Below are 15663 nucleotides of genomic sequence, written 5' to 3' on the forward strand. Positions count from 1 at the left end.
AAATGAACTCACGCATCTAGATTTCTAAAGAAAAAATGTATAATATAGTAGTATTGGAAAAGAAGGGGCGATCGATGTGAAAGCGAACGAATTGTTCGAAAAGATAAAATCGAAACAAGTACTTGGCAGTTTAGATAGAGAAGTAGATGATGTAACAACAGATTCTCGTACTGCAAAAGCAGGCAGTATTTTTGTAGCTTCAAAAGGCTATACAGTAGACAGCCATAAATTTTGCCAAAATGTAGTTGAACAAGGCTGCAAAGTGATTGTAGTAGAACGTGAACAACAATTAACAGGCGATGTGACACAAGTGATTGTGCCGAATACAAGACGTGTCGCAAGTTTGATTGTACATAAATTATATCAATATCCGAGCGAAAAATTGGTAACGTATGGTGTGACTGGTACGAATGGAAAAACATCTATTGCGACGATGATTCACCTAATTCATCGTAAATTAGGAAAAGGCAGTGCTTACTTAGGCACGAATGGATTCCAAATCAATGAAACAGTCACAAAAGGTGAAAATACAACACCAGAAACTGTGACATTGACGAAGAAAGTACATGAAGCAGTAGATGCGGGTGCTGAAGCCATGACATTAGAAGTATCAAGTCATGGTTTAGCTTTAGGTCGTTTAAGCGGTGTTGAATTTGATGTTGCTGTTTTTTCAAACTTAACACAAGACCATTTAGACTTTCATGGCACTATGGAAGCATATGGTCACGCGAAGTCACTCTTATTCAGCCAATTAGGTGAGGATTTAAGTAAAGAAAAATATGCAATCGTCAACCAAGATGATGCATTCTCTGAATACTTGAAAACCGTAACACCATACGAGGTATTTACGTATGGTATTCATAATAAAGCACAATTCCAAGCTGAAAATATCAAAGAATCATTAACAGGTGCTTCATTTGATTTTGTGACACCAGACGGTACATTCCACGTGGATTCACCTTATGTCGGTCAATTCAACATTTCAAATATTATGGCAGCGATGACGGCAGTTTGGAGTAAAGGTACACCTATGCAAGACATCGTGGACGTAGTCAGCCAATTAGAACCGGTTGAAGGCCGTTTAGAAGTGTTAGATCGTTCATTACCAATTGATTTAATCATTGATTATGCCCATACGACAGATGGTATTGAAAAGCTGATTGATGCGGTTAAACCATTTGTGAAACAAAAATTCATTTTACTTGTCGGTATGGCAGGAGAACGCGATTTAACGAAAACACCAGAAATGGGCAGACAAGCAAGTCGTGCAGATTATGTTATCTTTACGCCGGATAATCCAGCGAATGATGATCCGAAAATGTTAACACATGAATTAGCTAAAGGTGCGACTCATGACAATTATGTAGAGTTTACGGATCGTGCTGAAGGAATTCGTCATGCGATTGAAGTTGCAGAACCAGGCGATACTGTTGTATTAGCTTCAAAAGGACGTGAGCCTTATCAAATTATGCCAGGTCATGTTAAAGTACCACATCGTGATGATTTGATTGGTTTAGAAGCGGCTTACAAGAAATTTGGAGGTGGCCCTTCTGAAGATTAGGACACTTCAAACGATAGAAGGTGCAATCGTCTATAGTTATACAGATGAAACAATGCAGAACCAGCTCATTGCGGTTCCTGATATGAGTTGGTCTGCGTTGATAGATAAAAAGGAGTCAGCAGAAGATGTAGAAGAAGACTTAGTAATGGAACTATTTAACTTAATGGATGAAGCTGAAGCGGAAAGCTTAGCGCACGAACTGACTTTAATTCTATTTGATAAAGGAGACGAAAGATGAGTATAAAGGATGAAATTGAATCCAGAAAAACCTTTGCGATTATTTCTCACCCGGATGCCGGGAAAACCACTTTAACTGAAAAACTACTGTTATTTGGCGGTGCCATTCGTGAAGCAGGGACGGTTAAAGGGAAGAAATCTGGGAAATTCGCAACAAGTGACTGGATGAAAGTGGAACAAGAACGTGGTATCTCAGTAACAAGTTCTGTGATGCAGTTCAACTATGATGATTTTAATATTAATATTTTAGATACACCGGGGCATGAAGACTTCTCGGAAGATACGTATCGTACGTTAATGGCAGTCGATAGTGCTGTGATGGTAATTGACTGTGCCAAAGGGATTGAGCCTCAAACATTAAAACTCTTCAAAGTATGTAAAATGCGTGGTATTCCTATCTTCACTTTCATCAACAAACTGGATCGTGTTGGTAAAGAACCTTTCGAGTTGTTAGATGAAATTGAAGAAACTTTGAATATTAAAACGTATCCGATGAACTGGCCTGTAGGTATGGGTCAAAACTTCTTCGGTATTATCGATCGTGAAGATCGTACGATTGAACCATTCAGAGATGAAGAACACTTATTGCATATCAATGAAGACTATGAAATTGAAGAAGAACATCCAATTACAAACGATAGTACCTTCGCACAAGCAATTGAAGAGTTTATGTTGGTGGAAGAAGCGGGCGAAGAATTCGATAACGAAATGATGTTAGCAGGTGAATTAACACCCGTATTCTTCGGTTCAGCATTAGCAAACTTCGGTGTACAAAGCTTCTTAAATGCTTATGTAGACCATGCACCGATGCCTAATGGCCGTTTAACAAAAGACGAAGAAGAAGTGAGTCCATTTGCGCCTGACTTCTCAGGATTTATCTTTAAAATCCAAGCTAACATGGATCCTAAACACCGTGACAGAATCGCATTTATGCGTATTGTCAGCGGCGCATTTGAGCGTGGTATGGACGTGAAACTACAACGTACAAATAAAAAACAAAAAGTAACACGTTCAACATCATTTATGGCGGATGATAAAGAAACAATCAACCATGCAGTTGCAGGAGATATTATCGGTTTATATGATACAGGTAATTACCAAATCGGCGATACATTAGTCGGTGGCAACCAAAAATTCAGTTTTGAAGATCTGCCACAATTCACACCTGAACTCTTTATGAAAGTATCACCGAAAAACGTAATGAAGCAAAAACACTTCCATAAAGGTATTGAACAATTGGTACAAGAAGGTGCCATCCAATACTACAAAACATTGCATACCAACCAAATTATTTTAGGTGCTGTAGGGCAACTGCAATTCGAAGTTTTCGAACACCGTATGAATAATGAATATAATGTCGATGTGATTATGGAACCCGTTGGCCGCAAGATTGCACGTTGGGTTGAAAATGAAGAAGATATCCAAGATAAGATGAGTACAGCGCGTTCTATCTTAGTACAAGACCGCTATGAACAAAAAGTATTCTTGTTTGAAAATGAATTTGCGACGCGTTGGTTTGAAGAAAAATTCCCTGAAATTAAACTTTATAGTTTATTATAGGTATCCAATGGGGTATAATTATTTTAAATAAATGAATACCTATGACAGTCATGTCAGAGGGGAGTAACTTACGAAGTTGGATTCAATTCCGCTTCAACATTCTTATCGTCATTACGAAATGCATAGACATTTCCGGTAAAATGGAGTCCGTACAAACAGCTATGGATTCAAGTGAGACCTTTGCTATTTATTTAGCATAGGTCTCTTTTATTTTGTCCACGTTTTTTAGCCAGACGATTGAATTATTTTGAAGGAGTGGTCATTGAATGGATCCGAGTTTAATTTTATCCTATGGATGGGTATTGCTCGTACTCGTATTTTTAGAAGGATTACTTGCTGCGGATAACGCAGTGGTTATGGCAGTAATGGTAAGACATTTACCGCCTGAGCAAAGAAAGAAAGCACTATTTTACGGTTTATTAGGAGCCTTTATCTTTAGATTCTTATCATTATTCCTAATCAGTTACTTAGTAAACTTCTGGTTTATCCAAGCAGCTGGTGCCGTTTATTTACTATATATGTCAGGACGGAATTTATATCAATTCTACAAATCCAAAGGTCATGGACCTGAACAACCAGAAGGTGATGATCATCACTATGATGAGCACGGAACTGAAAAGAAAGTCAGCCCGAAAGCCTTTTGGAGTACTGTTGCGAAAGTCGAATTTGCGGATATTGCCTTTGCGATTGACTCAATGCTTGCAGCAATGGCCATTGCCTTCACGTTGAAACCAGTTGGTATTCATTTCGGCGGTATGGACTTAGGTCAATTCGCAGTAATGTTCATGGGTGGTATGATCGGTGTTATCTTAATGCGTTTTGCGGCAACTTGGTTCGTAGAACTATTAAATAAATATCCTGGTCTTGAAGGTGCAGCCTTTGCGATTGTCGGATGGGTTGGTATCAAATTAGTGGTACTTGTTCTTGCACATCCACAAGTTCATTTAATTCCAGAACATTTCCCACATTCAACATTATGGCAAATCATTTTCTGGGGTGTCATGATTGGACTTGTTATCTTTGGTTGGTTATCATCTTTACGCCACAACAAAAAGAAAGCAAAAGAACAATCAAATTCATAATACAATATGCAATGACAAACCGTTTATCTTTATTGATTCAAAAGATAGACGGTTTTTGTTTTACCTTCAGATTGAAGTAGAAGAAAAAATCCTCTAAAATTTTTAGTGAAAGCACTAAGTTTACAAGAAATTTACAATAGATTGTGTCATAATAGATAAGAAAGATTGTAGTAGAGGAGGGCGTTATGATGGCAGAAGATAATGGAAAGCGTCAACCAGATGAAAAACAAGTTATACCGAAAAGTCATTATAAACGAAAACGTCGAGAGTTTTTCCATAATGAAGAACGAGAACAACGTGTTGAACAAGAAAAAGAGCAACAAGCACAAGAAAAAGAAAAAGCAGCAATGCAAGCTAAAAACAATGAAGAACGTGTGAAAGACAACTTAAGAAAAGCACGTATTGAAAAATTGACACAAGAAGAAATTCAACATCAACAAGAAATTGCGCAAGGTAAACGTGAGCCTGAAGTAGAAAATGAACAAACAGAGACACCGAAGGCAAAAACATCATCAAAAGATGAATCCTTACATAAAGAACAGCCATCAACATCCACTGCAGGTGCGAAAAAAGAAACAGTGAAGAATGAAAAAGCTGTTTCAAATGTTTCATCAGTCACAGTAGACGATGACACAAAAATTCATGAGCCCGCAACATCAGAAGAACCAGCAGAGACAGAATCAGAAACAACACCGCCTCATAAAGATGGCGAACCTGCAAAACGCAGTACACAAAGCAATCAGGCCAAAGCATTCTTTGAAAAACATTGGGCTAAAATCGCAATTGCGGTCGGCGTAATTATTTTATTGCTATTACTCTTTGCGATATTCCATAATCTAAGAAGTGATAATGGAAGTGCCGGTGATGTCGCAACGTTTGATGGCAGTGGCGATAAACAAGAGACAGCTATGATGAAAGCAGCAAAAAGTTCAATTCATTCAGTCGTAACAGTTGAGAACAAAACAAAAAATAAAAGCTCAATTGATAAAGAAACCGCAAATTCTGATAATGAAATTGGTTCAGGTGTCGTCTACAAAAAAGTAGACGACTCCATTTTTATATTGACGAATAGTCATGTAGTCGGCGATAAAAAAACTCAACGTATTTTATACGATGACAACAAAGAAACAACAGGGAAAGTCATCGGTAAAGATAAATATTCAGATGTAGCAGTTGTGAAAGCAAACGTTGAAAAAGATAGTGATGTCAAAGCTATACGTATTGGCGATTCTAAACAGCTTCAATTAGCAGAACCTGTTATAACAGTTGGAAATCCGTTAGGAGCTGACTTTAAAGGCAGTATTTCAAATGGTGTCGTTTCAGGTTTAAATCGTAATGTACCTGTAGATATCGATAAAGACAACCACTATGATGTACTGACAAAAGCCTTTCAAATTGATGCGCCTGTCAACCCTGGTAACTCAGGCGGTGCAGTAGTCGATCAAAACGGTAAATTAGTCGGTATCGTCTCTTTAAAAATTGATATGCCGGCAGTAGAAGGCATGGCCTTTGCGATTCCAGTCAATAAAGCTGTGACACTCGCAAAACAATTAGAAGATAAAGGTAAAATTGATTATCCGAATACAGGTGTTGCTTTATCGAATGTCGCTGATTTATCAGATCAAGAACGTGATCAATTCAAAGTTCCTAAAGATTTACAACAAGGTACTGTAGTCAGAGAAGTAAATCAAAACTCACCAGGTGAAAAAGCAGGTTTAAAAACAGGGGATATTATTGTAGAATTAGATGGTAAAAAAATTGAAGATAATTTAAGATATAGACAGATTGTCTTTGAACACCAAGCAGATTTGAAACCATTATCTGCAAAAATATATCGAAATGGTAAACTAAAAAGTATAACGATTAAATTGAAGTAGTGTTGAGGTGAAAACAGTTGTCCATTTTTAACCAGTTATTTAAAAGATCCAGTCCTCAACAAGGTATTGTCTTATTCTATTTGATTGCGATTATCGCAGCATTTTTGATGTTAAATTTACCTGGCGTGCATAAGCCTGGTGTGCACGTGGATCCCATTGATACATTATTTGTGGCTGTATCAGGGATCAGTGTGACTGGATTGACACCTGTGACGATTGCCGATACATATTCGACTTTCGGACAAATTGTCATTATGATTATTTTAAATATCGGCGGTGTCGGCGTCATGGCATTAGGTACGGTGTTATGGCTCATTTTAGGTAAACATATCGGCTTACGTGAACGTCAGATGATTATGTTAGATAATAACCGCCATACGATGAGTGGTGCGGTTCAATTGATTATTGAAATTGTCAGAGCTGTCTTATTAATTGAACTTGTCGGTGCGCTATTACTGGCCTTTTATTTCTATAGAGATACCGCAGATATCCAATATGCGTTAATGCAGGGCTTCTTCGTTTCAGTGGCCTCTACAACTAACGCAGGACTCGATATTACAGGGAATTCATTGATTCCTTATGCGAATGATTATTTCGTACAAGCGATTGTGATGTTCTTGATTACACTGGGTTCTATCGGGTTCCCGGTACTATTAGAAATTAAAGCGTATATCAGTAATAGAAATCCGAACTTCCGCTTCTCATTATTTGCGAAAATCACAACGATTACGTATTTCGCATTATTCTTATTCGGAACAGTGATGATTTTAATCTTAGAGATGGACAACACGTTGAAAGACGTCAGTTGGCATAAAGCACTCTTTTATGCCATGTTCCAATCGACTACAACCAGAAGTGCCGGATTACAGACAGTAGACATCTCACAATTTACAGATGCGACCAACTCATTGATGGGGACATTGATGTTTATAGGATCATCACCAAGTTCAGTAGGTGGGGGCATTCGAACAACGACATTTGCGATTCTGATTCTCTTTATTTTAAATTTCCGTACGGATTCAGAACGTATTACCATCAAAGTCTTTAATAGAGAAATCTTACCGTCAGATATCCAAAAGACCTTTATGGTGTTTAGTGTTGCAACAATCTTATCACTAACATCAATTGTGATTATTCAAGCAGTAGAAGGCAGTAAAATGTCTATTCTACAAGTCTTCTTTGAAGTCATGTCTGCATTCGGAACCTGTGGGTTATCGCTAGGTCTCTCGAGTGATGGTACAGATATCACCAAAGTGGTCTTGATGGTCTTGATGTTTATCGGGCGGGTTGGATTAATCTCCTTCATCTTAATGATTGGCGGCAGAAAAGAGCCTGTCTTGTATCACTATCCAAAAGAAAAAGTACAAATTGGTTAAAAAGTAACCTAGTAGAAATTTAAATCACTTTCAACATCATTAAACATAGAAATAACTACAATAAATAAAGCATGCGTTTGAAGCTCTGGATTGAGCTCAAACGCATGCTTTTTATATGCTTATTTAAAACAATTTTTACCAGTCTTGAACAGATTTACGTTCACCTTTGAAATTACCGCTTTTTTGATGTCTGCTTTGTAGAACTTGTTTCACATCATCTACAGTTACACCACAAGCGTGGAGTAACACAAAGAGGTGATATAAGACGTCAGCTGTCTCATTAGCTAATTCTTCTTGATCGTTCTTCATAGCAGCAATCACAACTTCAAATGCTTCTTCACCGAATTTCTTCGTGATTTTCTCAATACCTTCATTCAATAAGTAATGTGTATATGATTTGTCATCATCGCTGTTTGCGCGTGATTGCACAATGTCTTCTAAACTATCGATAAAGAAAGGTGTTTCTGTATTGAAACAACTCGTTGAACCTGTATGACAAGTTGGACCATCTGGATTGACGAAGACTAATATTGTATCTTGATCACAATCTAATTTAAGATCAACGACATGTTGGTAGTTGTGAGAAGACTCGCCTTTTTTCCATAGGCGTTCTTTGCTTCGAGAATAAAACCAACACACTTTATCTTCTAAAGTTTTTTGATACGCTTCTTCATTCATATATCCCAGCATTAACACTTGTTTAGTTTGATAGTGTTGTAAGATTGCGGGTACTAATCCTTTTGAAAAGTCTGGTGTTATTGCCATCTGACTTCAACTCCTTCTTCTTTTAGAAATGCTTTCACAGCGCCGACGGTTGTTTCTTTATCATGGAAAATGCTGGCAGCGAGGCCGGCTGAAACATCAGTTTCCTTAAATAAATCCGCAAAGTGTTGCGCATTGCCGCCACCGCCTGAAGCGATAATCGGAATAGATACACGGTCATTGATTAATGATAATAAGCGGTGATCAAAACCTTGTTTGACACCATCGTAATCCATACTAGTCACAAGCAATTCACCAGCACCTAATGCTTCGACTTCTTGAACCCAGTCTAAAGTGCGTTTATCTGTACGTTGCTTACCGCCATGTGTATAACAGAACCAATCTTGTTTATCTTCTTCCCATTTCGCATCAATTGCGACGCAAATGCATTGGGTACCGAATTTCTGACTTGCCTCCGCAATTAATTCTGGATTTCTTAATGCGCTAGAGTTTAATGAAACTTTATCTGCACCATGTTTTAACAAGATAGAGATATCTTCAACAGAATTGATACCGCCGCCGATGGTTAATGGGATAAACAGTTTAGAAGCAGTCTCTTCGATAATATCTAACATCATTTGATGACCACTTTCAGTACGTGAAATATCTAAGAAAACAAGTTCGTCTGCTAGTTCTTGGTTATAGTACGCTGCCATTTCCACAGGGTCGCCGATATCACGCAATCCTTTAAACTTCACACCTTTGACGACACGACCGTCTTTGACATCAAGACAAGGGATGATACGCTTTTTTATCATTCTAATCCCTCCCAAAAGGCTTCAGTATTCGCAGCTTTGCCGACGATGGCCGCATGTACACCATCCGCTTCTAAACGCTTCAAATCATCAGAACTGCGGATTCCGCCAGATGCGACGACGGGTAGGGCAGTCGCTTGCGCAAGTTGTTTCGTTAATTCGAAGTTCGGTCCTTCTAATTTACCGTCTTTCGAAATATCTGTATAAATCAAGCCACCAAGCGGTAAGTGTTCAATGGTCTTAACGAATTCAAATAAGTTCAATCCTGTTTCTTCTAACCATCCGTTAACTTTGATTTCGTCAACATAAGCGTCTACAGATAGATAAATACGATTTGGAAACTGTTCAGCAGCTGTTTTAAGCCATGCGGTATCTTGAATACCTTTCGTTCCGACAATTACATAAGCGACACCTTTATTGAAATAATCTTCAATCGTTTCAGTAGAACGGATACCGCCGCCAACTTCAATTGGCAAATCTGTTAAACCAACAAGTTGTTCAATATAATCCGCTTCAACAGGTTGTTTAGTTTTCGCAGCGATTAAATCGATAACATGGATACGTTTCACACATTTATAACTACTATAGAATTGAACGGCTTCTTCTGCAGTTCTCGCCATCGCTTCTTTCGTTTCATACTCACCTTCAGTTAAACGCACACTTTGTGAATCGATTAAATCAATTGCTGGCCATACTTCAATCATGAATAAAACCGCCTTTCAATGCTTGGTCTAAAATAGCTAATCCGAAATCACCGCTTTTTTCTGGATGAAATTGGATGCCGATTTTATTATCTTTTTGGACAATGGCGGTAATCGGCAGACCATATTCCGCTGTCGCAATAATCGGTGCAGGTGTTTGAACGTAATAAGAGTGAATAAAGTAAACGTCTTTATCTAAAAGAGGGTGTTTACTTTCTAAATTATTCCAACCTAAGTGCGGTACAGGGTATGGTGTATCAATCGGCACGACACGACCAGGAATCATACCTAAACCCTCTACATCGCCTTCATCACTGTGTTCAAACATCAGCTGCATACCTAAACAAATACCGATCATCGGTTTCTTGTCTTGAAGCTCAATCAGTAACTTATCTAGGCCAGAAGCTTTGAGTGCTGTCATCGCATCTTTAAAATGACCGACACCTGGTAAGATAATATGCGAGCTTTCTTTAATTGTGTCAAAATCGCTTGTCAGTTGTACATCGTAGCCTAAGTGATTGACCGCGCGTTCAACATTTTTGATATTTCCGACACCATAGTCTACAATCGCGATCATTCAATCACTCCTTTAGAGGAAGGCACACCTTGTGTATCGCTTTCTGAAAGTGCGATTTTTAAACTGCGCGCAAAGGCTTTAAAAATCGCTTCAATTTCATGATGCGTATTACCGCCGCGGATTAAATCAATGTGTGTTGTCAAACGGGCATTAATCACAAGCGCTCTAAAGAATTCTTCGACAAGTTCTGTATCGAATGTACCGACTTTCTCTTTAGAGAATTCGGCATTAAATGATAAGAAAGGACGTCCACTGATATCTGTAACGACACGTGCTAACGTTTCATCCATTGGAATATAGAAAGTACCGTATCGTGTAAAAGATGTTTTATCACGAACAGCTTCTAATAATAATTGACCTAACACAATTCCGATATCTTCTGTTGTGTGATGATCATCAACATAGGTATCACCCTCAACTTTTAACTGAAGGGCAATACCGCTATGGAAGCTGAACAAAGTCAACATATGGTCTAAGAAGCCAACCCCTGTTGAAATCGATGTTTCTGATTGATTGGTAAAATCTAGCGTTGCTTCTATAGAGGTCTCTTTAGTTGCGCGTGTTTTATGATAAGTCATTTTGTTCACTCCATTCCTTGATGATTTGTGAGAGTTGATCGAGTTCTTGATCTGTCGCAATAGAATAACGGACAGCTTCATTTAATTCAGGTTCATCATAAATACGTGGTTTAAAACCATGTTCCATCACGTATTCACCTAAACTGCGTGCTTTTGGTCCATATGTGAAGACAAAGTTTGCTTTAGATGGAATCACTTTTAAATCATTGCTGTGGTAAGGTTTGAAAATATCATTAAGTTTACGACATAAGTAACGTTGTTCTGCGATCAGATTCATAACGCGTTTAGTATCTTTAAATAATGTTTCCGCTAGTGTTAAAGATAAAGTGCTCATCGGATACGGGTGTGCGAAACGATTTAATAATTGAATCGTTTTTGGTGTTGAAATCACGACACCGATACGTAAGCCAGCTAACGCGAAGGCTTTACTTAATGTTTTCATGACGATGATATGATCTTCTAACGCTACTTCAATCGGTTCGCCAAATTCAATATAAGCTTCATCAATGACAAAGTAACCGCCAAGTGCTTTCATTTTGTCGCTGATAGCTTTCAAGAAATTGAAAGGATATTGTTCGCCTGTTGGGTTATGTGGCACGCTCATGATAAAGAAAGCAGGTTGAACGTCATCAATACGGTTTAAAATCGTTTCGAGTGAGAAGCGGAAATCTTGGTCGCATGAGACATATTCAATGTCACGCTCAGTTTGGCGCGCAAATTCGGTATACATAACAAAATCTGGGCTTAACGTAAGTACTGGGCCTTCTGGCAGAGCTAACATACATTTTTGAATCCATTCATCAGATCCGTTCGCAGCTAAAACTTGATTGGTATTTAAATTATAAAAATCCGCGTATGCTTTAAGAAAATCATTATATTGTGTTTCTGGGTAGACGCGAAAATCTGTATAATTAATGACTTCTGCAATTTCTGATTTAGAAAGTGCAGGAATCGGGCTTTCGTTTTTATCAATATAAATCAATTATGATTCCTCCTGTTCTACTCTGACTTTAACTGAGGCTTCATGTTGGTATAAGCCTTCTTCATGGGCGATTGTCATAGCGCCTTCTGCAAGGTTGTTGAAGGCTTGTTGGTCGTAACGGATTACAGAGTGACTTGTGAGGAAGTCATTGACTGTTAAACCGTTTGTGAAGCGGGATGTTTGGTTAGTAGGCAAGACGTGGCTTGGCCCTGCATTATAATCGCCTAAAGCTTCAGGTGCATAAGAACCTAAGAACATTGCGCCAGCATATTTGATTTTGTTGATGTAATAGTCAGGTTCTTTTGTTTGAATTGATAAATGTTCAGGTGCGACATAGTTTGCGATTTCTATATTGTCTTCGATACTTTCAGTCAAAATAGGGTAGTGGAAGTCTCGTACACTTGGTTCGATAATCGCTTTTCTTGGGGCATTGTTGATAGCCTTTGGTAATAACGCTTCTACTTCTTCTAATAAAGATTGACTTGTAGATAATAAGAAAGTACGTGCACGCTCATCGTGTTCAGCTTGTGCTAAGATATCTTGAACAATAAATTCAGGACGAGATGTTTCATCTGCGATAATCATAATCTCGCTTGGTCCAGCGATTTGATCAATACCGACATAGCCATAAAGTAATTGTTTCGCTAACGCAACAAACTGATTACCTGGTCCGACGATCTTATCAACTTTAGGTACAGTTTCCGTACCAAAGGCTAACGCCGCAATACTTTGTGCACCGCCGACTTGGAAAATACGATCGACACCCGCAATTTTACAAGCTGCTAGAATACTTGGTTTAATGCCTTCAGCTTGTGGAGGTGTCACTGCGATAATTTCTTTGACCCCTGCAACTTTAGCAAGTGTCGCAGTCATTAAAACAGTCGAAGGATAAGCGGCTTTACCGCCTGGAACATAAATACCGACACTTTCAAGCGGGTTATAAATTTCGCTTGTGTATTCACCGATGACATCTTCATGTTTGATACGTTCTTGGAATGCTTTGATATTTTCAAAGCTTTGTGTCAAAGCTTCACGTAATTCTGGTGAGATTTGAGTCAAGCTGGCTTCAATATCCGCTTGCGGTACTTCTAATTGTGAAAGTTCGACACCGTCAAATTGTTTATTATAGTCAAATAAGGCTTTGTCTTGATTCTTTTTGACGTTTTGAATGATTGTGTTGACTTGGTCGATTAATGATTGTTCGATATCTGAAACGTTTTGGAAACGCGCATAAAATTCAGTTTTATTAAGCATGTATAGAAACCCCCAGTTGTGTAATGAATTGATTAATAGCGTCTGATTTACTGAAGAAAGCATGTTTATTGGTAATTAATTTCGCATTTACATTACCAATTTGTTCACGTTCTTCTAATCCGTTAGATTTAAGTGTTGTACCTGTTTGGACGATATCCACGATAGCATCGACCATATTGACGACAGCTGCGAGTTCCACTGATCCAGATAAAGGAATGATGCTGACATCTTGACCGAGTTGATTGAAATATTGGCGTGTAGTATTAACGTAAGTCGTCGCAACACGATTGATATCTGTCACACCAGGTTTGGCTGCTACAGAAAAGTGGCATTGACCGAATGGTAAATCGATATAGTTATTCACATTATGATTTGGCTTTTCACTTAAGATATCACTGCCGGTAATCCCTAAATCTGCGATACCTTCTTCAACATAAGTAGGGACATCTGTTCCTTTAACTAAAATGAATTTAATATCTTTTACGGTAATCTGCAGCTTACGTTCACGTTGATGTAAAGCTTCTGCCCATATAGGATTGTTGTTGCGTTCTAAAAATGCGATGAAGTCTTTGAGTAATCTCCCTTTGCTGAGGGCAATCGTTAACATAATTTGTTCCTCCTAATCTAATTGAATCCCAAAACCGAAACCATCGATTGTTCCACTGTAATGACCGCCTGACATTATCGGTTCAGACTGGCTATTTTCAAACAGCTGCATAAAGCTGCCGATATAGTAAGTTTTCGGTGGCATTGTTGTTACATCTAAGTGAATCGTTTGGATGCCTGCACGTTTCAATTCTTCTGACCATCGTAATAAAGATAAGTATGTCGGATGATCGTTAGGGATAATATTTCGAATATAATCCAGTTGCAAATGAGTCGGTTGTTTCAATAAACCTAAAAGTTTATGACCTTTAGGCAACTGCTGATTAAGTTCAGAAAGGTTACGTTCATTAATCAATTGTAAGATTTTTGGTGTGCGTTCTTCTTCACTAAGCAACAACGATAACAGTTGATAGTGACCAATCACCGCAAAATCTACCTCTCGTTTCATTTCCTTTTGAACAAATCCCAACATTAACTGAAAGCTCGTCAACATTTCTTGGTAAGTCGGATGAAATACTTCAATACCTAAGTTTGTGCTGATATGTTCATTGTTTGCGATAGGGCCTGCATATACGGCTTGTTTTAAATTTAAAGCATACGTTCTGACATAATGTTGAAGTTGATCTGTCCAGTCATTACGAAGCGCAAAGAAATTTTGACCATTTTTCCAAATACTGCGCGTTCCCATACTTTCTAAATCATCTTGCGTCAACTGTTGCCAATTCAAACGTTCAATAAAATGCAGGTCTATCACTTCATATTGATGAGATTGGAAATATTTTAAAAAGCGGAGTTCCAAATCTTTTCGTTTAAGCACTTTATCTTGGTATTCGATGTATTCCATTTATAGTTCCTCACTTCCATCAACGCTTTCACTCTCTACCGAACTAAAGCGTATTGATTTAATGACGTAATCATAGCACGAAATCACAGTTAAATCAATAGAATATTCAGAATATGATAATTATTACGAAAAGACTTATTAATGTAAGAATATTCAGAAAATTTATTGACGCTAGCGGGTTTTTTATTTTATATTATTTTTAATAGATAGAGAACGTTTTAAAAAACGGTGTTTTCATGAAAAAGTATGTTGCTAGAACAATAATTATTGCCACTTTATTACTAGGAATGGGAACAACTACAATTGCAAATGCTTACGAATGGGCAGAAGGTGGAAAATGGAGTCATGGAATAGGCTCAACATATGTTTGGTCATATTACACACATAATAGTTATGGTCATGATTCTACAGCAATCGGCAAATATCGTTCAGATAGTGGCTATACCACTGCTGGAAAACAAGCACGTGCATCTGCGAAAAAAGCTTGGTGGGGTAACCAAGCATATTATAGAGTGTATTAGAATATCATTTAAAAAGAGTGGGGCTGGGACATAAATCCAGCCCCTTTTATATTTTAGATGTGAATCTAATTTTGCAAAGCAAAAAAGTTAAAATATATAAATTAGCTAGTATACTAGGCTATGTGTACGAGGATAAATTTAAATCTAAACATAGTTTATATAGAGAGATTTTAATTGTAGTAGAAAATGAATAGTCTGATTGATAGGATAGAAAGTGTTGGTTTGATGTGGGTTTCTAAATGGATTTGAATAATTTAAAGCTCAGATAAGCAGTTATTTCTATTTTATTGTTTTATATACCTTTTACTAAATGAAAGTAATTTTTGATTGAAATACGTAATTGAGAATCATTATCAATGGTGGTAAACTATGATTAAGTTATATTCACAC

The 15663-nt window shown here is 37.8% G+C and carries 16 protein-coding genes; 7 read left to right on the forward strand and 9 right to left on the reverse strand.

From position 1 onward, the window contains the following. Positions 1–76: 76 nt before the first annotated feature. The 6 genes from CD112_RS10645 to CD112_RS10670 all read left to right on the forward strand — a co-directional run bounded on the left by CD112_RS10645 (position 77) and on the right by CD112_RS10670 (position 7693). Positions 77–1561: a UDP-N-acetylmuramoyl-L-alanyl-D-glutamate--L-lysine ligase gene (locus CD112_RS10645; protein WP_057510811.1), complete on the forward strand. Its 1485-nt coding sequence runs from the start codon at positions 77–79 to the stop codon at positions 1559–1561. Continuing rightward, positions 1542–1799: a YueH family protein gene (locus CD112_RS10650; protein ID WP_023015819.1), complete on the forward strand. Its 258-nt coding sequence runs from the start codon at positions 1542–1544 to the stop codon at positions 1797–1799. The genes CD112_RS10645 and CD112_RS10650 overlap by 20 nt, the downstream gene beginning before the upstream one ends. Next, on the forward strand, positions 1796–3358 hold the full coding sequence (locus CD112_RS10655) for a peptide chain release factor 3 (protein ID WP_057510812.1): 1563 nt from the start codon (positions 1796–1798) through the stop codon (positions 3356–3358). Before CD112_RS10650 ends, CD112_RS10655 begins: the two co-directional genes overlap by 4 nt. A gap of 266 nt (positions 3359–3624) precedes the next feature. Beyond that, positions 3625–4440 carry a TerC family protein gene (locus CD112_RS10660; protein ID WP_002480420.1) on the forward strand — a complete coding sequence of 272 codons (816 nt, stop codon included), beginning with the start codon at positions 3625–3627 and terminating at the stop codon, positions 4438–4440. Positions 4441–4625: 185 nt separating this feature from the next. Next, a complete protein-coding gene (locus CD112_RS10665) occupies positions 4626–6317 on the forward strand; it encodes a S1C family serine protease (RefSeq protein ID WP_103364291.1) in 1692 nt (563 codons plus the stop codon). Positions 6318–6334: 17 nt separating this feature from the next. Beyond that, a complete protein-coding gene (locus CD112_RS10670; RefSeq protein WP_103364292.1) occupies positions 6335–7693 on the forward strand; it encodes a TrkH family potassium uptake protein in 1359 nt (452 codons plus the stop codon). 135 nt (positions 7694–7828) lie between these two features. On the opposite strand, the gene hisIE is transcribed toward CD112_RS10670, so the two are convergent. The 9 genes from hisIE to CD112_RS10715 are packed head-to-tail and all read right to left on the reverse strand — an operon-like array spanning position 7829 to position 14752. Continuing rightward, entirely contained in the window at positions 7829–8458 is a 630-nt protein-coding gene (gene hisIE / locus CD112_RS10675) for a bifunctional phosphoribosyl-AMP cyclohydrolase/phosphoribosyl-ATP diphosphatase HisIE (protein ID WP_002480423.1), read from the reverse strand. After that, complete coding sequence (gene hisF, locus CD112_RS10680) at positions 8449–9213, reverse strand: imidazole glycerol phosphate synthase subunit HisF (RefSeq protein ID WP_002480424.1); 765 nt, start codon at positions 9211–9213, stop codon at positions 8449–8451. The genes hisIE and hisF overlap by 10 nt, the downstream gene beginning before the upstream one ends. Continuing rightward, positions 9210–9914 (reverse strand): 1-(5-phosphoribosyl)-5-((5-phosphoribosylamino)methylideneamino)imidazole-4-carboxamide isomerase, encoded by a 705-nt coding sequence (hisA, locus tag CD112_RS10685; protein WP_103364293.1) that lies wholly within the window; start codon positions 9912–9914, stop codon positions 9210–9212. The genes hisF and hisA overlap by 4 nt, the downstream gene beginning before the upstream one ends. Then, positions 9907–10488 (reverse strand): imidazole glycerol phosphate synthase subunit HisH, encoded by a 582-nt coding sequence (gene hisH / locus CD112_RS10690; protein ID WP_103364294.1) that lies wholly within the window; start codon positions 10486–10488, stop codon positions 9907–9909. The genes hisA and hisH overlap by 8 nt, the downstream gene beginning before the upstream one ends. Then, positions 10485–11066, reverse strand: a complete 582-nt coding sequence (gene hisB, locus CD112_RS10695; protein ID WP_023015826.1) for an imidazoleglycerol-phosphate dehydratase HisB — start codon at positions 11064–11066, stop codon at positions 10485–10487. The genes hisH and hisB overlap by 4 nt, the downstream gene beginning before the upstream one ends. Further along, on the reverse strand, positions 11053–12048 hold the full coding sequence (locus CD112_RS10700; RefSeq protein WP_103364295.1) for a pyridoxal phosphate-dependent aminotransferase: 996 nt from the start codon (positions 12046–12048) through the stop codon (positions 11053–11055). The genes hisB and CD112_RS10700 overlap by 14 nt, the downstream gene beginning before the upstream one ends. Beyond that, positions 12049–13302, reverse strand: a complete 1254-nt coding sequence (gene hisD / locus CD112_RS10705) for a histidinol dehydrogenase (RefSeq protein ID WP_103364296.1) — start codon at positions 13300–13302, stop codon at positions 12049–12051. It lies immediately after the preceding gene. Beyond that, complete coding sequence (gene hisG / locus CD112_RS10710) at positions 13295–13909, reverse strand: ATP phosphoribosyltransferase (protein ID WP_002480430.1); 615 nt, start codon at positions 13907–13909, stop codon at positions 13295–13297. The genes hisD and hisG overlap by 8 nt, the downstream gene beginning before the upstream one ends. A gap of 12 nt (positions 13910–13921) precedes the next feature. After that, positions 13922–14752, reverse strand: a complete 831-nt coding sequence (locus tag CD112_RS10715; RefSeq protein WP_057510966.1) for an ATP phosphoribosyltransferase regulatory subunit — start codon at positions 14750–14752, stop codon at positions 13922–13924. A gap of 236 nt (positions 14753–14988) precedes the next feature. On the opposite strand from CD112_RS10715, the gene CD112_RS10720 reads away from it, so the two are divergent. Further along, positions 14989–15273 carry a lactococcin 972 family bacteriocin gene (locus CD112_RS10720; RefSeq protein ID WP_023015830.1) on the forward strand — a complete coding sequence of 95 codons (285 nt, stop codon included), beginning with the start codon at positions 14989–14991 and terminating at the stop codon, positions 15271–15273. The last annotated feature ends 390 nt before the right edge of the window (positions 15274–15663 follow it).

It is taken from the genome of Staphylococcus simulans, assembly GCF_002902285.1.
In the GTDB taxonomy this organism is placed as follows: Bacteria; Bacillota; Bacilli; order Staphylococcales; family Staphylococcaceae; genus Staphylococcus; species Staphylococcus simulans.